Origin of the sequence: Streptomyces sp. NPDC058773 (genome assembly GCF_042746015.1) — a bacterium.
In the GTDB taxonomy this organism is placed as follows: Bacteria; Actinomycetota; Actinomycetes; order Streptomycetales; family Streptomycetaceae; genus Streptomyces.
In genome coordinates this window covers 210,363-226,266 of record NZ_JBHYPE010000006.1, presented here as the reverse complement: position 1 = coordinate 226,266, position 15,904 = coordinate 210,363, and the positions used below count along the sequence as shown (strand labels likewise).

Below are 15,904 nucleotides of genomic sequence, written 5' to 3'. Positions count from 1 at the left end.
CGACCGCTTAGTATGTCGCTGGCGAGGGGCCGGTGCGCTCTTCGCCCACCCGCGTATCCGAGTCTGTGGAGGCACCAGGTGAAGGCATGGCGCGTACACGAGAACGGCGAGCCGCGTGCGGTGATGCGGCTGGAGGAGGTGCCGGACCCGCAGCCGGGACCGGGGCAGCTCCTGCTGCGGGTACGGGCCGCCGGCGTCAACTTCCCGGACGCACTGCTGTGCCGCGGCCAGTACCAGGTGCGGCCGCCACTGCCGTTCACGCCGGGCGTGGAGATCTGCGGCGAGGTGCTCGCCGCGGGGGAGGGCGCGGCCGGTGCGGCCGGGGCACGGGTGCTGGCCCAGCCGCCGCTGCCGGACGGCGGCTTCGCCGAACGCGTGGTCGTCGACGCGGCGACGGTGCGCCCGGCGCCCGAGGCCCTCGACGACGCCGAGGCCGCCGCGCTGCACATCGGCTACCAGACCGGCTGGTTCGGACTGCACCGCCGCGCCCGGCTCCAGGCGGGCGAGACCCTGCTCGTGCACGCCGCGGCGGGCGGCGTCGGCAGCGCCGCCGTACAGCTCGGCAAGGCCGCGGGCGCCACGGTCATCGGCGTCGTGGGCGGCGCCGACAAGGCTCGTACCGCCCGCGAACTGGGCTGTGACCTCGTCCTCGACCGGCGCTCCGACGACCTCGTCGCCGCCGTGAAGGACGCCACCGGCGGCCGCGGCGCGGATGTCGTCTACGACCCGGTCGGCGGCGAGGCGTACGCCAAGTCCGTCAAGTGCATCGCCTTCGAGGGCCGGATCGTGGTCGTCGGCTTCGCCGGCGGTGCCGTCCCCACCCCGGCCCTCAACCACGCGCTGGTGAAGAACTACGCGATCCTGGGCCTCCACTGGGGCCTGTACACCACCAAGGACCCGGCCGCCGTCGACGCCTGCCACGAGGAACTCACCAAACTCGCCGACCGGGGCGTCATCAAGCCGCTGATCGGCGGCCGGGTTCCGCTGGAGGAGGCCGCCGACGCCGTCCAGCGGGTCGCCGACGGCACCTCCGTCGGCCGGCTCGTGGTCATCCCCGGAGCGGGGGAGGCCCGATGACCGACGCCGACGACCTGCGCCGGCGCACCGCCGAACTGCTCGCCGCGCACCCTCCCGCCACGACGGACCGGCTGGAGTTCCTGCGCGCCCGCTTCGACGCCGGGCTGGCCTGGGTGCACTTCCCCCAGGGGCTCGGCGGACTGGACGCGCCACGCTCCCTCCAGGCAGTGGTGGACGCCGAGTTGGCGGTCGCGGGAGCCCCCGACAACGACCCCGGCCGGATCGGCATCGGCCTCGGCATGGCCGCGCCGACGATCCTGCGCTTCGGCACCGACGAGCAGAAGCAGCGCTTCCTGCGCCCTCTGTGGACCGGCGAAGAGGTCTGGTGCCAGCTCTTCAGCGAACCGGGCGCGGGCTCCGACCTGGCGGCCCTGGCGACCCGCGCGGTGCGGGACGACGGGGGAGACTGGACCGTCGACGGCCAGAAGGTCTGGACGTCCAGCGCGCACCTCGCCCGCTGGGCGATCCTGATCGCCCGCACCGACCCCGACGTCCCCAAGCACCGCGGCATCAGCTACTTCCTCTGCGATATGACCGACCCCGGCGTCGAGGTGCGGCCGCTGCGGCAGATCACCGGCGAGGCCGAGTTCAACGAGGTGTTCCTCACCGGCGTCCGGATTCCCGACGCCCACCGTCTCGGCACGGTCGGCGAGGGCTGGAAGGTCGCCCGGACCACGCTGATGAACGAGCGGGTCGCCATCGGCGGCGCCCGTATCCCCCGCGAGGGCGGCATGATCGGCATCGCCGCCGCCGACTGGCGCGGCCGCCCCGAACTGCGCACCCACGCTCTGCACCAGCGGCTGCTGAAGCTATGGGTGGACGCCGAGGTCGCCCGGCTCACCGGCGAGCGGCTGCGGCAGCAGTTGTCCCCCGCTCTCAACTCCGTTCGAGCGGGAGGTGCCCCCATGGGCCAGCCCGGCCCCGAGGGCAGCGGCATGAAGCTGGCCTTCGCCCGGCTCGCCCAGGAAATCAGCGGCTGGGAGGTGGAGTTCCTCGCCGAGGACGGACTGACCTACGACGACTGGACGATGCGCCGCCCCGACGGCGTCGACTTCACCGGACGCGAGGCCGGCTACCGCTATCTGCGCGCCAAGGGGAACTCCATCGAAGGAGGCACCTCGGAAGTGCTGCTCAACATCGTCGCCGAACGCGTGCTGGGGCTGCCGCCCGAGCCGCGTACCGACAAGGACGTCGCGTGGAAGGACCTCCCCCGATGACCGACGGGATCACCCTGCCCGGCGCCGACCCCGACCTCCTGTATTCCGAGGACGAGAACGCGCTGCGCGCCGCCGTACGCTCGCTGCTCGCCGACCGTAGTGATCCGGCCACCGTGCTCGCCGGCCTGGAGTCGGATGTCGCCTACGACACCGGCCTGTGGCACGCCCTGGCCACCGAGATCGGCACCGCGGGCCTGCTGGTGCCCGAGAAGCTCGGCGGTGCGGGCGCCAGTGCCCGCGAGGCCGCCGTCGTGCTGGAGGAGACCGGCCGCTCCGTCGCGCCCGTCCCCTATCTGACCAGCGCGGTCCTCGCGGTGACCGCCCTGCTCGGCTGCGATCACGACCGGGCGGACGTCGCGGTGCCGCTCACCGCGCTCGCCGAGGGCCGCACCGTCGGTGTGCTCGCGGTCCCGCTGCCCACCGCTCCCGGCGGGCTCACGGCACCGGCGTCCGTACGGGCCGATGCGAGCGGCGCCCTGACCGGCCGGGTGACCTCGGTCGCCGACGCAGCGGGCGCCGAACTCCTGCTCGTCCCGGCCGAGGGGCCCGACGGCCCGGCCCTCTACGCGGTGGCGGCCGCGGCGGACGGCGTGCGCGTCGACACCGTCACCCCGCTCGACCTCACCCGCCCCCTGGGCCACGTCACCCTCGACGGTGCCCGGGGCCGTCTGCTGGCCGGCGGGGACCGGGCCCGCGCCGCCGTCGACCGCGCCCTGCTCACCGGCGCCGGACTGCTCGCTTCGGAGCAACTGGGCGTCGCCGAATGGTGCCTGACCGAAACCGTGCGCCACACCGCCGAGCGCACCCAGTTCGGCCGCCCCGTCGGCTCGTTCCAGGCGCTCAAGCACCGGATGGCGGCGCTCTGGCTGGAGGTGGCCTCGGCCCGCGCCGCCGCCCGTAACGCCGCCGACGCGCTCGCCACCGGCAGCCCCGACGCCCCGGTGGCGGTGGCCGTCGCCCAGGCGTACTGCGCGCCGGTGGCGGTCCGTGCCGCCGAGGAGTGCGTCCAGCTGCACGGCGGCATCGGCATGACCTGGGAGCACCCGGCCCATCTGTTCCTCAAGCGGGCCAAGAGCGATGAACTCGCCCTCGGCTCGCCGGGACGGCACCGGGACGCCCTGGCGGGGCTGGTCGGGATCCCCGCGCCGTAGAGCCCGTCCGCCGGTCCGCCGGTCGCCCACTGGTCGGTCCACCGGCCCGGTGCGGCCGGTGGCGGCGGTCAGTCGGTGATGGCGAAGGTCCGGCTGAAGCCGCTGACCGCGCCGTCGGCGGTGGCCACCTCCAGGAAGTAGCGCTTGCCCGGCGCCACCCTGGGCAGCGTCACCAGCGTCTCGCCGGTCCGCCCTTCACCGGCCCGGGTCGCGACCAGCGCCACCCGCTCCGACTCGCCCTGGCCGGTCGCCGTGCGCAGCCAGATGTCCACCTGCTCGCCGGTGCTGTTGTTCCAGGCCACCGAGAAACTGCCGTGCGCCTTGTAGTCGACGCCGGGCGCCGGGGCGGTCACCTCGATCCGCCCCGTCGTCGGCGAGGCGAACTCCTCGGGCTCCGCCGTCCCCTCCGGGCCGGCCGCGGGGGCGGCGCCCGCGCCGAGGGCGGAGGTGGCGGCCCGCGCGGCCGAGCCCGCATGGCCGGAGGCGGCGGCCATCGCGCCGCCCGCCGCGGGACCGCTCTTCCCGGTGTCCGGGTGCGTCGGCGCCAGCGAGATCACCAGTATGCAGCCGACGGCCGTGGTGGCGACGGCGACGGCCAGATTGGTGGCCATCGAGGTGGCCCTGCACATCGTTCCTCGTTTCGTCGGCGGGGGTGGCGAGCCGAACATCCCCGGCACTCCGGGCGTCAAAAACGACGCGCTGAGCGATCACCTGGATGGCCAGCTCCGGCGCGACAGCCCCCTGGACACCGGGGAGAATCCACCGCTCCGGACCGCATCGGGCGCGGCTTCGGTGATGTCCTGAAAGTGCGGTTCGGGTAGCGTCGAACACATGAAGACCGCAACGCGTCGTGCGCTGATCGGACCAGTCCTCCTGCTGGTGGCCGCGCTGCTGGCGGTGGCCGCCGCGATGGCACCGGGGGCCCGTGCCGCCGGTGGGCTCGACGAGGCCGCGGCGGCGCTCGGGAAGGGCCCGGTCTACGTCGATCCCCGCGCCGCCGACCTGCTCTCCGACGCCCAGGCCGACGCACTGGCCAAGAAGATCACGGACGCGGACAAGCCGGTCTTCGTCGCCGTGCTGCCGCGGACCGCCGACTACCCGCCCAGCACGCTGCTGCGGGATCTGCGTACCAAGGTCGGCGTCAGCGGCGTCTACGCCGTTGAGCTCGGCAACGGCTTCAACGCCGGCGCCGACCCGAGCGTGATGTCCCGCAACGCGGTGCAGAACCTCGTCGGATCGGTCAAGAGCTCCGGCTACCCGACCGTCAACGAGCGGCTGAACAGCTTCGTCGACACGGCGCTGCGGTCGGCACACGGCCAGGCCCCCGCCTCCTGGGGCGGCTCGGCCGGCAGCGGCTTCGGCACCGGAACCGCGATCGGCCTCGGGGTGCTGGTGGCCGTCGGCGGTGGCGGCGCCTATGTGATCGCCCGCCGCAACCGCAGGAGGCGGATCGAGGAGGAGCGGGCCGCGCTGGAGGACCTGCGGGTCGTCGTCGACGAGGACATCACCGCCTTCGGCGAGGAGCTGGACCGGCTCGACTTCAACCCCGGTGAGCCCGGCGCCGATGACGCGATGCGCACGGACTACAGCCATGCGCTGGACTCCTACGAGACCGCCAAGTCGGCGATGGCGGCGGCCGGGCACCCGCGCGAGGTGCAGACGGTGACCCGGGCCCTGGAGGACGGCCGGTTCTCGCTGGCCACCCTCGCCGCGCGACGGGAGGGCCGGCCGCTGCCCGAGCGCCGGCTGCCCTGCTTCTTCGACCCGCGCCACGGACCGTCCGTCGTGGACGTCCAGTGGGCACCGGAGGGCGGCGCCGAGCGCACCGTGCCGGTCTGCGCCGCGGACAAGAGCCGTCTGGACGACGGGCGGGAGCCGTTGGCCCGTACGGTCCGCACCGCGAGCGGCGACCGCCCGTACTGGGACGCGGGTCCGGCCTACGGCCCCTGGGCGGGCGGCTACTTCGGCGGTGGTCTGCTGCCCGGCCTCCTGGTGGGCACCCTGCTCGGCAACGTGATGATGTCGTCGCCCGCCTACGGCGCCGACTGGGGCGGTGCGGGCGCCGACGGCGGCGACTACACCGGATCCGACTTCGACGGCGGTGACTTCGGCGGCGGCTTCGGTGACGGCGGTGGTTTCGGGGACGGCGGCGGCTTCGGCGGTGGCGGCTTCGACGGCGGAGGCTTCTGAGCGCTCGGCGCCCGCCCCTCAGAGCCCCGGCGGCTCAGCGCCCGGTGCCCGGCCGGCCCGCTTGACGCGCTTGGTGCCGAGGAACCGCCCGTAGCGCGGCCGCGCCGCGAAGTCCGCATAGCGCCACACGACGGGCCGGCCGGCCTCCCGGCACAGATGCAGCACCTCGTCCGGTCCGAGGTGGACACCGACGTGCGCGCCGTAGCCCGGTGGCCGTCCGGCGGCCGGTCCGCCGTCGAACAGCACCAGATCCAGCGGCTGCGGACGGTCCACGCGGTGGGTCGCGCGGGTGTCGGCCCAGAGTTCCGCCGAGCGCAACGGCGGTATGAGCAGGCCGAAGTGGCGCAGCACGGCGTAGGCGTAGCGCTGGCAGTTCGCGCCCCGGTCCAGGTCGTCGAAGGGGCCAGGGGCGGGTCGGCCGGCCGGCCCGCCCGCCGTGTGTGACGGGCATTCAGGTGTCGTCGCTCCCGGATGGCGGGCGCCCGAGTAGGTCACATTGCGCAACGCCTCCGGAAGCTGCCGGAACGCCACCGTGCCGTGGGCGGTGGGGACTTGACGGCTCGATTCACCGAACACCCGGACATCATGCCGGGGCCTGACTCGTGCCGCACGCCCCGGTGTCGAGCACGCTCACCACATTCGTCCGACGTGCACTCGACACCGCGAGGAGACCCCCGATGCAACGCCGCTTTCGCAAGGCAGCTCTCTGGGGCGCGACCGTCGCCGCCGTCGCGGCGGCGGTCGGCCCGTTCAGCCCGGCGCACGGCATGCCCCGGCCCGATCCGAAGCACCGTCCCTCGCCCCGCGGCATGCTCGACGCGATGCGCCGGGACCTCGGGCTGACGGCGGTGCAGGTACGGACCCGGCTCGCGCAGGAGACCGATGCACACCGCGCCGCGGCGACCGTGCGCCGGACGCTGAGCGCTCCGCCCGCCGGGATGTGGTTCGACCGGACCACCGGAAAGCTCGTCGTCGCGGTCACCGGCGCCGCCGACGCCCAGCGGGTGCGGGCCGCCGGGGCGGTCCCCAAGACGGTGCCGCACAGCCGGGCCACGCTCACCGCCCTGGTGGGGCAGATCACCGACCGGGCCGGCGACGGGGTCCCCGGCGTCACCGGCTGGGGCGTGGACGAGCGCGCCAACGGTGTGGTGCTCCGCGTCGACCGCACCCGGCACACCGTCCGTACCGCCGCCTTCGAGCAGACCGTCCGCGGCATGGGAACGCGGGCGAAGATCCCGGTCACCGTCGAGCGCAGCGATCAGACGCCGCGTCAGCAGGGCGGCACGGTGGTCGGCGGTGAGCGCTGGATGCCCGGCAACGACGGCATCTGCTCCATCGGCTTCTCGGTGACCGGCCCGGGTAGCTTCCAGGGCTTTCTGACCGCCGGGCACTGCACGCTCACCGCCGATCAGGCCGCGTACGGAAAGGACGGCAGCCGCATGGGGACCTCCAACCAGGGCGGCGGGCACAGCGTCAACGACCGCGAGGGGGACTTCGGGCTGGTCGAGGTGGACGATCCGGACTGGACGGTCAGCGCGCAGGTGGCCGGGCAGGGCGGTGCGCCGGTCACCGTCACCGGCGCACAGGAGGGACTGGTCGGCATGTCGATCTGCCACTCCGGGCAGAGCAGCGGCTGGCACTGCGGGGAGATCACCCGGAACGACCAGACCGTGGACTACGGCAACACGGTCATCGAGGGCCTGTCGTTCACCAACGCCTGCTCGGCGCCCGGCGATTCGGGCGGTTCGTACGTCACCCAGCCCAACGCCCCGAAGGCGCTGGGCGTGCACTCGGGCGGCGGCGCGGCCGGCTGCGGCGCCTTCGGCGGTGCCACCCTCACCATCTTCCAGCCGGTCGGCGAGGCCCTGGACAAGTGGAATCTGCGGCTGAAGACCGGCAGCCCCTGACCGGTCCCGGACTCCGCCGTCACCGGGTCCCGCCAACCGCCGGCCGGCCGGGACCCCGGTGACGGGCGCGGGCGTCCGGCCGCTGGACCGCCGTGCCTACGATGTGAAGCCAGTGGCCGATGAGGCCCCGGGGCCCGAGGGGGCGGACCGGTGCCTACGGGGAGCGGGAGGCAGCACGTGACAGAAGCGGCGGAACCGGCAGTGGGGACGGACGCGGCGGGGCCGTTCACCGTCGGGATCACGGTGCGCGGCTACGAGACGGACACCCAGGGCCACCTCAACCAGAGCGTCTATCTCCAGTACGCCGAGCACGCCCGCTGGTCGCTGCTCCAGGAGAGCGGCATTCGCCAGAGCACCATGGTGGACCGCCGGGTCGGCCCGGTGACCGTCGAGACCACCATCCGCTATCTGCGGGAGCTGCGGGCCGGTGACGAGGTCGAGGTGAGCTGCGCGTTCGCCTGGGGCGAGGGCAAGACCTTCCGGATCGAGCAGACCGTCCGCAAGACCGACGGGACGGTGGCCGCCGAGGTGAGCGCCGTCTGCGGACTGCTCGACCTCACCGAGCGCAAGCTGCTCAAGGACCCGCGGGCGGCCTTCCGCGACCTGGCCGAGCGGCCCGCGCTGCTGGGCCTCACCGACGGCTGACCGGAGCGGTCGATGGCGCCGCCCGGCCGTCGCGCAGGGCACCGGGCGGCCGCCGCCCCGAAGGGGTGAATCCGTTCATCCATTGCGATGCCTGGACGTCACCGCGGACCGCGGGCTGATCCACGTTTGAGCCGTCGGGGGCACCACACCCGCCCAGCGAAAGGCTCCTCGGTGGACACGCAGATCGTCCAGCTCAAGATCCATCCCACGATCGGCATCGCCCGGGTCGGCAACAGCGACCAGCCGCCCTTTCTCGGGCCGGAGTCCCCGGACCAGCCGCCGCTGCCGTCCGGCTCGTACAAGGACGGCTCGGGGAAGATCATCCGGCAGGCCGCCCGGTTCCGGGTCTACGGCTACAACCAGGCGGGGGAGGCGGTCCGGGAACTCAAGCTGGGCGAAGCGGGCGTCACCGAGATCAAGTGGTCGGTGCACCTGGCCAACAAGAAGGCCGCCTGGTACCAGTTCCAGCTCGCGCTGGACATCAAAGAGGCCCTCGATCTGAACGCGACCCAGCTGCGCCGGCGGAACTTCGACGTCGAGGGCGCCGACCGGAAGAAACTCGTCATCGACGCCGGCCGCAAGCAGATCCGCGCCTCCCTGCACGAGACCGCCGCCCTCGCCGGGAAGATCATGAACCGGCCGGTCCCCCTGGGGTCGATCGCCACCCAGGCCGACGGCCGGCTGCTGGTCGTCGGCGGCGTCGGGAAGTCGGCCTCCTACGCCGATCCGGAGCGGCCGATCTCCGGGGTCGTCAACAATGACACCTGGTACGACGACGTGTCCGACGGGCCGGTCACGGCCGAGGTCACCCTCGGGGGCGTCACGAAGACCGCGAGCCCCGCATGGGCCGTGGTCGCCCCGCCGCACTTCGCGCCCGGGGTGAAGACCGTCCGCACCCTCTACGACCTGCTCCACGACCTCTTCGTCGCCGAGCACACGCTGCCCGCCGTGCAACAGGTCTCCTACCCGGACCACATCGAACCGCTGCTCAGCCGGTTCTGCGGGCTGCAGTGGGTCAACCACGGCTTCGCCGCTCAGTTCGGCCGGTCGGGCCCGCACGACTTCCTCGACCCGGACCTGCGCACCCGGCTCGCCGACCCGGGCGAGGCGAGCCGGGAACTCCGCCGCCAGGTCTATGTCCAGATGCGTGACTACGACCGGGACGGGACCTCGCCCGTGCCCTGGCCGTGGCTCTACGGCGACGCCATGTCCAGCAAGAAGCCCACCTCCGTCCGCCAGCACCTGAGGATCTCCGGCGAACAGGACCGGATGCTGGCCAAGTGGGCCGACGGAAAGTTCACCACCGGCCCGCCCCGTAAGGGCCACCCGGACGTGGACACGGCACCGGTCGCCGCGCAGCCGGGGCTGCTGGACCGGGGCGCGCTGGAGAACTGCGCCGCCGACGCCTTCCACCCCGGCTGCGAGGTCACCTGGCCGATGCGGCACACGACCCTCTACTCCGAGCCGTTCCGCATCCTGCACCGCGCACCGGACACCCCGGACCCCGACTACGGCGATGTGCTCACCGTGCAGACCGCCCTGGGGAAGAACGGCCCGCTGCACGCCCAGGGGCCCGGCGGCCTCACCCGCTGGATGGCCGCGCCCTGGCAGTGCGACGCCGCGAGCTGCCGCTCCGGCTACCAGGTGCTGTCCGGGCTCGGCCCCCGCTACAGCCCCTATCTGCCCACCTTCTGGCCCGCCCAGGTACCCAACCACGTGCTCAAGCAGTCCGACTTCGCGGCCGTCAACACCCCGCCGGGCGGCACCGACGACAGCGCCCGGGAGAAGGCCTTCGAGAACCGGGCGGTCTGGCTGCGCGGCCTCAAGGGCACCGATGTCAACAAGCAGCGCCGGCAGATGATCGACGACTGGTACAAGTTCGGCATCGTCGAGCCGCGCGAATACACCGTGGGGGACGCCAAGTTCCCCCGGTTCCTCCAGGTCGAGTCCGAGCCCGGCTATCCGCCGGCCGCCGACCACGCCAATCTCATCAACATCCAGGTGCCCGAGGCGGGCGTGCCCCAACGGGCGGGCGTGACCGAGGCCTGGAACGGTGAGGTCCCGGCCGAGACCGTCGAATCCCTGCTGGTCCAGCACGCGGTCGAGGAGGTCATGGCGGCGACCGGCCAGGACGAGACGGCGATCGCCGCCGGATACCTGGAGAAGCTCGACCCCTTCCACGACGCCCGGTGAGCCCCGGACCCGCCTACGACGTCGTGGTCGCGGGCGGCGGCCCGGCCGGCTGCGCCGCCGCGCTCACCCTCGTCCGGACCGGCCGGACGGTCCTGCTGGCCGACGCCGGCACCGGCCCGCCCAAGACAGGCGAGGCACTGGTCGCCACGGCCCGGCTGCTGCTCGCCGACCTCGGCGTCGCCGAACCGGTCCTGGGCAGCGGCCATCTGCCCTGCCACGGCAACCTGTCCGCCTGGGGATCGCCCGAACTGCACGCCGTGGACTTCCTCCACGACCCGTACGGCCACGGCTGGCACCTGGACCGTCCGCTCTTCGACCGGCGGCTGCGCGCCGCGGCCCGCGCGGCGGGCGCCGAGGTCGCCGAGCACACCGCCGTGCGGAGCCCCTCCCGGCAGCCGGACGGCACCTGGCGGCTCGCCCTGCGCGACCGCACCGACGGGGCCGGGGACCGTACCGTGCGCTGCCGCTGGGTGGTGGACGCCACCGGACGGGGCGCGGCGATCGCCGTCCGCCACGGCGCCCGGCGGCACACCGGAGACCGGCTGACCGCCCTCCACCTCACCCTCGACCCGGCGCCCAAGGCCCCCGCCGACGGCCGCTCGCTGGTCGAGTCCGACCGGGACGGCTGGTGGTACACCGCCCTGCTGCCCTCCCGGCACCGGCTGGTCGCCTACTTCACCGACCCCGATCTGCCGGTCGCCACCGCCCGGGGCGCCGAGCGGTTCCGCCAACGGCTGCTGGCCACCCGGCACATCTCCCGCCGGACCCGCCCGCACGGCATCGACGCCCTCCGCCCACCCCGCCGCGCCCCCGCGCACAGTGCCCATCTGGACCGGGTGCACGGCGACGGCTGGACGGCCGCCGGGGACGCGGCGGCCGCCTTCGACCCGCTCAGCTCCCAGGGCATCCTCACCGCCCTCTACACGGGGCTGAGCGCGGGCCAGGCGGTCGACGCCGCGCTGCGGGGCGACCGGACCGCGCAGACCGACTACGCGGCCAAGGTCGGCACCGCCCGCACCGCCTACCAGCAGGGCCACCGCGCCGTACACGCCCAGGAAGCCCGCTGGCCGGACCGGCCCTTCTGGGCCCGGCGGCACCGGGACCGCCGGCCCGGGGCCTCACCCGCGCCCGGCGGGGCCGGGCCCTGACCGCCGCCTCCGTGTCGGGCCCCGGCCCCGATCCCGTCGCTGACCTGCACACTTCGCACACGTTCCGGCACTCAGCGCGTTTGAGCCTGACCGGGGGCTCGGGCATCCTGGAAGTGGCCTGAGTGAGGTGGGTGCCCATGAACACCTACGACGCCCCTCCGTACGCACGGCTGTCGGACACGGAGCTCGCGCCCGTGATCATGATCGACGACCGAGGGGCCGTCTCGGGCTGGAGCCGGGACGCCGAGCGGCTGCTCGGCTACCCGGCCGGAGACGCGGTGGGGCGACCGGCCGCCGAACTGCTCGTCCCCGACGGCACCCCGCCGTTCTGGAGCCTTCCGGCAGGGCAGGACGGCTGGTCGGGAAAGCTGTCCGCGCGGCGGCAGGACGGCGGACTGCTCGCGCTGCGCGGGCTGGGCTACCGCTTCACGGACCACAGTGCCCGCGGCCAGTGGATGCTGGTGGCCGAGGCGCCCGGCCGGTTCCTCCCGCACGAGGCCGAACGCACCATGCTGAACTGGCTGTTCACTCGCTGCCCGGTCGCCGTGACGCTGTTCGACACGGAACTGCGGTGCGTACGGCAGAACGCCGCCATGAGCGAGCTGACCGGCGTGTCCGAGACCGAACGCCGGGGCAAGCGGCTGCTGGAGGTCGTCTCCGGGGCCGATCTGCAGGCGTGGGAAGGGCGGATGCGCCAGGTGATCGAGACCGGCGAGCCCGCCTTCGGCAACGGTCTGCACGGCCGGATCCTCACCGCCCCCGACCACGAGCGGGTCTTCTCCGTCACGGCCTCCGCGCTGCACGACGCGCGGGGCACGGTGCTCGGACTGTGCACCACGGTCGCGGACGTCACCGAGCAGCACCGGGCCCGGGAGCGGCTGACCCTGCTCAACGAGGCCAGCACCCGCATCGGCAGCACGCTGGACGTCATGCAGACGGCCCAGGAACTGGCCGCGGTGGCCGTGCCCCGACTCGCCGACTGGGTCACCGTCGACTTGCTGGAGACGATGTTCACCGGCGACGAACCGCGCCCGTTCGCCGGTGTCGTGGTGCTGCGCCGGGTGGCGAACCAGTCCATCCTCGAAGGCGCTCCCGAGGCGGTCCACCAGCCCGGGGACGCCGACTACTACCCTGCGCACTCACCCCCGGTGCGCTGTATGGTGACGGGCCGCTCGGCGGTCCACCGCGTGACCGACCCCGCCATGCGGGCCTGGCTGTCCGACGACCCGGCCAGGGAACGCAAGTTCCAGGAGTACGGCTTCCAGTCGATCATGAGCGTCCCGGTGCGCGCCCGGGGCATGACGCTGGGCGTCACCGTCTTCTTCCGGCGGACCGGCGAACCCTTCGCGGACGACGACCGCCTGCTCGCCGAAGAGCTGGTCGCCCGTGCCGCGGTCTGTCTGGACAACGCCCGCCGCTTCACCCGCGAACGCACCGCCGCCCTCACCCTCCAGCAGAGCCTGCTCCCACAGGGCGTCACCTCCCGGACGGCCATCGAGACCGCCTCCCGCTATCTCCCCGCGGGCGGCCAGTCCGGCCTGGGCGGCGACTGGTTCGATGTGATCCCGCTGTCCGGCGCGAGGGTGGCGCTGGTCGTCGGTGACGTCGTCGGCCACGGCCTGATGGCCGCCGCCACCATGGGGCGGCTGCGTACGGCGGTGCGCACCCTCGCCGATGTCGATCTGCCGCCGGACGAACTGCTCACTCACCTCGATGACGTGGTCATCCGGCTCGCCACCGAGGACACCGAGTCCACCGGCGACCACGCCGTCCTCGGCGCGACCTGCATCTACGCGGTCTACGACCCGATCACCCGGAAGTGCTGCCTGGCACGGGCCGGACACCCGCCGCCGGCCGTGGTCTCCCCGGCCGGCGAGGTCCAGCTCCTCGCGCTGCCCGCGGGACCGCCCCTCGGCCTGGGCGATCTGCCCTTCGAATCCACCGAGATCGAACTCCCCGAAGGCAGCCTGCTCGCCCTCTACACCGACGGACTGCTCGGCGTCCGCGAACGTGACCCCGATGACGCGCTGGAGTGGCTGTGCCGCGCCCTCGCCGAGCCCGCGCCCTCACTGGGCGCCCTGTGCGACCAGGTGCTGGAGGCCTCGCTGCCGGAGCGGCCCGCCGATGACGCCGCCCTGCTCATCGCGCGCACCCAGGCCCTGAGCAGAGATCAGGTCGCCTTCCTGGACGTGCCGGTCGACCCCTCGACGGTGGCCACCGCCCGCTCGTGGGCCACTGCCCAACTCGCCGCGTGGGGGCTGGAGAACGCCTCCTTCATCACGGAGCTGGTGGTGAGCGAACTGGTCACCAACGCCATCCGCTACGCCGCCGCACCCGTCCAACTGCGCCTGATACGGGACCGCACCCTCATCTGCGAGGTGTCCGACGGCAGCAGCACCGCCCCGCACATGCGCCGTGCCCGGCTGTCCGACGAGGGCGGACGCGGTCTCCTCCTCGTCGCCCAGCTCACCCAGCGCTGGGGCACCCGCCATACGCGCGAGGGCAAGACCATCTGGTGCGAACAGCTCATCGCCGAGGGCTGAGCGCGCATCCGACAGGCCCCGGGGAGAGTGCATTCCGGGGCCGCGTTCCCGGGCGCATCGCGGGCGAAGCCGCACCATGACAACTCCCCTTCCCCTGCGCGGAGTTCCCGGGCCGGCTGTGACATTCCCCCACCCTTCCGCGCCTTCCGGTCACCTCTGTCACCTGCGCATACTCCAGGGCCGCCGTGCTGTGAACCGTCGAGCGGCGACGGCCGGCCGTCGGGCGCGAGGAACGGGCGAGAAACCCAAGGAGCTGAAGCGCAACATGACAACGGACACGGTCTCCGCGGCAGCGGCGGGCACCTGGTTGCTCGGGGACCTGGAGATCAACCGGCTCGGCTTCGGTGCCATGCGCCTGACCGGCAGTGCCGCTTTCCACCAGGGCACGCCCAGGGACCGGGGCACGGCGATCGAGGTATTGCGCCGCGCGGTCGCCCTCGGCGTCAACCACATCGACACCGCGGACTTCTACTTCTCCCGGCTGCGCTCCGCCAACGAACTCATCAACACGGCGCTCGCGCCGTACCCGGACGACCTCGTCATCGCCACCAAGGTCGGCCCGGCCAGGGACGCCTCCGGCGCGTGGACCACCCCCGCCCGGCCCGACCAGTTGCGCGGCCAGGTCGAGGCGAACCTGCGCCAACTCGGCCGCGACCACCTGGACCTGGTCAACCTGCGCCTGATGGGACAGGACTCCCTCGGTGAGCACTTCGGGGCCCTCGCCGAGCTGCGCGACGCGGGGCTCATCCGCCACCTCGGCCTCTCCAACGCCCGGCCGGAGCACCTCGCCGAGTCGTCGGCGATCGCTCCGGTGGTGTGTGTCCAGAACCGCTACGGCATCGACGCACCCGGCGGCACACCGATGCTGCGCGCCTGCGCGGACCGGGACATCGCCTTCGTGCCCTTCTTCGCCATCGCCGGGGACGGGCGCGAGGCGGGAGCCGTCCGTGCCGAGCGGGACGGGGTCCTGGCCGTCGCCCGTGCCCACGGGGTGTCACCGGCGCGGGTCCGCCTGGCATGGATACTGCACCAAGGCGCCCATGTGCTGGCGATCCCGGGTACGGGCAACCCGGATCACCTCGTCGACAACGTGGCCGCCGGCGCCCTGCGGCTGACGGACGACGACCTCACGCTGCTCGACGGGGCCGGCCGCACGGCAGGCTGACCGGGGCAGCAGTCCCGCCCCGGCACCCGCCACCGGGCGGCCCCGCTCAGTCGAGCCACTGGGAGGCGAGGCCGGTGAGGTAGGAGAGCGACAGGGCCGTGGTGGTGATCTGGAACCCGGTCGTTCCTCCGCTCCAGTGAGTGAGGGCGGCCATGGTGGAGCCCACCCACACGCTCGTACACCAGCCGCAGTTGACCAGGTAGGAGGGTTTGGAGTCGTCACCGAAGCGGTCGGCGACCCAGGACCGCAATCCGGCCGCGAGGGTGTCTTTCGTGAGGAATCTGGTGAGGCGGCAGGTGGCGCCGAGGGCGAGCAGGAACTCCGGAAGGCTCATGAGGCCCACCCCCGCCGCCGCCCTGAAACCGCACATCCTCCGGGGCGGTTCATCACTGCTGGATGATGAGGATGGTGCCGGTCCCGCCGGCCCGTTGGTTGGCCGCCTCGGCCTCCTGCCAGGTGTAGTAGTGGCGCACGGTGCCGTCCGGCAGGGTCAACTGGTAGAGAGTGACGGTCCTGCGGGCACCGCCGCCGCAATTGCAGCCCATGTTCTGCTCCTTCGGTGACTTTTCGCGAGGGGGGCAAGACGGCCCGGCCGGCGGGGGAGAATGCCTCCGGGCCTGTCGTCGGGGCCCGGCAGCCGTCCCCCGTATGTCCGTTACGGGGGACGG

The 15,904-nt window shown here is 73.5% G+C and carries 15 protein-coding genes; 11 read left to right on the top strand and 4 right to left on the bottom strand.

The features are described 5' to 3' along the window. The first annotated feature begins 78 nt into the window (after positions 1-78). Genes ACFW5B_RS08330 through ACFW5B_RS08320 form a run of 3 tightly spaced genes read left to right on the top strand, consistent with a single transcriptional unit; the run spans position 79 to position 3,445 of the window. A complete protein-coding gene (locus tag ACFW5B_RS08330) occupies positions 79-1,077 on the top strand; it encodes an NADPH:quinone oxidoreductase family protein (protein WP_386435092.1) in 999 nt (332 codons plus the stop codon). After that, positions 1,074-2,294: an acyl-CoA dehydrogenase family protein gene (locus ACFW5B_RS08325; RefSeq protein ID WP_386435090.1), complete on the top strand. Its 1,221-nt coding sequence runs from the start codon at positions 1,074-1,076 to the stop codon at positions 2,292-2,294. Before ACFW5B_RS08330 ends, ACFW5B_RS08325 begins: the two co-directional genes overlap by 4 nt. Further along, positions 2,291-3,445 carry an acyl-CoA dehydrogenase family protein gene (locus ACFW5B_RS08320; protein ID WP_386435087.1) on the top strand — a complete coding sequence of 385 codons (1,155 nt, stop codon included), beginning with the start codon at positions 2,291-2,293 and terminating at the stop codon, positions 3,443-3,445. The genes ACFW5B_RS08325 and ACFW5B_RS08320 overlap by 4 nt, the downstream gene beginning before the upstream one ends. A gap of 68 nt (positions 3,446-3,513) precedes the next feature. On the opposite strand, the gene ACFW5B_RS08315 is transcribed toward ACFW5B_RS08320, so the two are convergent. Continuing rightward, positions 3,514-4,056 carry a Ser-Thr-rich GPI-anchored membrane family protein gene (locus ACFW5B_RS08315; RefSeq protein WP_386435084.1) on the bottom strand — a complete coding sequence of 181 codons (543 nt, stop codon included), beginning with the start codon at positions 4,054-4,056 and terminating at the stop codon, positions 3,514-3,516. Between ACFW5B_RS08315 and ACFW5B_RS08310 the strand changes: the two genes are divergently transcribed. Together ACFW5B_RS08310 and ACFW5B_RS08305 are read left to right on the top strand one after the other, a co-directional pair. Continuing rightward, positions 4,049-4,249 carry a hypothetical protein gene (locus tag ACFW5B_RS08310; RefSeq protein WP_386435081.1) on the top strand — a complete coding sequence of 67 codons (201 nt, stop codon included), beginning with the start codon at positions 4,049-4,051 and terminating at the stop codon, positions 4,247-4,249. The two genes, ACFW5B_RS08315 and ACFW5B_RS08310, sit on opposite strands and share 8 nt — an antisense overlap. Before the next feature lie 27 nt (positions 4,250-4,276). Next, complete coding sequence (locus tag ACFW5B_RS08305; RefSeq protein ID WP_386435078.1) at positions 4,277-5,635, top strand: hypothetical protein; 1,359 nt, start codon at positions 4,277-4,279, stop codon at positions 5,633-5,635. A gap of 18 nt (positions 5,636-5,653) precedes the next feature. Here ACFW5B_RS08305 and ACFW5B_RS08300 read toward each other — a convergent pair whose 3' ends face one another. Then, the gene (locus tag ACFW5B_RS08300) at positions 5,654-6,211 is read right to left on the bottom strand and encodes a cell wall hydrolase (protein ID WP_386435075.1); all 558 of its coding nucleotides are present in this window, start codon (positions 6,209-6,211) and stop codon (positions 5,654-5,656) included. 101 nt (positions 6,212-6,312) lie between these two features. Here ACFW5B_RS08300 and ACFW5B_RS08295 point away from each other — a divergent pair, with 101 nt between their 5' ends. The 6 genes from ACFW5B_RS08295 to ACFW5B_RS08270 all read left to right on the top strand — a co-directional run bounded on the left by ACFW5B_RS08295 (position 6,313) and on the right by ACFW5B_RS08270 (position 15,236). After that, a complete protein-coding gene (locus ACFW5B_RS08295) occupies positions 6,313-7,542 on the top strand; it encodes a S1 family peptidase (RefSeq protein WP_386435072.1) in 1,230 nt (409 codons plus the stop codon). Between the two features lie 177 nt (positions 7,543-7,719). Beyond that, positions 7,720-8,187: an acyl-CoA thioesterase gene (locus ACFW5B_RS08290; RefSeq protein ID WP_386435069.1), complete on the top strand. Its 468-nt coding sequence runs from the start codon at positions 7,720-7,722 to the stop codon at positions 8,185-8,187. 171 nt (positions 8,188-8,358) lie between these two features. Then, entirely contained in the window at positions 8,359-10,380 is a 2,022-nt protein-coding gene (locus ACFW5B_RS08285; protein ID WP_386435066.1) for a LodA/GoxA family CTQ-dependent oxidase, read from the top strand. Continuing rightward, positions 10,377-11,528, top strand: a complete 1,152-nt coding sequence (locus ACFW5B_RS08280) for an FAD-dependent oxidoreductase (RefSeq protein WP_386435063.1) — start codon at positions 10,377-10,379, stop codon at positions 11,526-11,528. The genes ACFW5B_RS08285 and ACFW5B_RS08280 overlap by 4 nt, the downstream gene beginning before the upstream one ends. Before the next feature lie 137 nt (positions 11,529-11,665). Continuing rightward, on the top strand, positions 11,666-14,071 hold the full coding sequence (locus ACFW5B_RS08275) for a SpoIIE family protein phosphatase (RefSeq protein ID WP_386435060.1): 2,406 nt from the start codon (positions 11,666-11,668) through the stop codon (positions 14,069-14,071). A gap of 265 nt (positions 14,072-14,336) precedes the next feature. After that, positions 14,337-15,236, top strand: a complete 900-nt coding sequence (locus ACFW5B_RS08270; RefSeq protein WP_386435057.1) for an aldo/keto reductase — start codon at positions 14,337-14,339, stop codon at positions 15,234-15,236. Positions 15,237-15,282: 46 nt separating this feature from the next. Here ACFW5B_RS08270 and ACFW5B_RS08265 read toward each other — a convergent pair whose 3' ends face one another. After that, positions 15,283-15,570 carry a hypothetical protein gene (locus ACFW5B_RS08265; protein ID WP_386435054.1) on the bottom strand — a complete coding sequence of 96 codons (288 nt, stop codon included), beginning with the start codon at positions 15,568-15,570 and terminating at the stop codon, positions 15,283-15,285. A gap of 52 nt (positions 15,571-15,622) precedes the next feature. Beyond that, positions 15,623-15,781, bottom strand: a complete 159-nt coding sequence (locus ACFW5B_RS08260; RefSeq protein WP_386435051.1) for a hypothetical protein — start codon at positions 15,779-15,781, stop codon at positions 15,623-15,625. Positions 15,782-15,904: the final 123 nt, after the last annotated feature.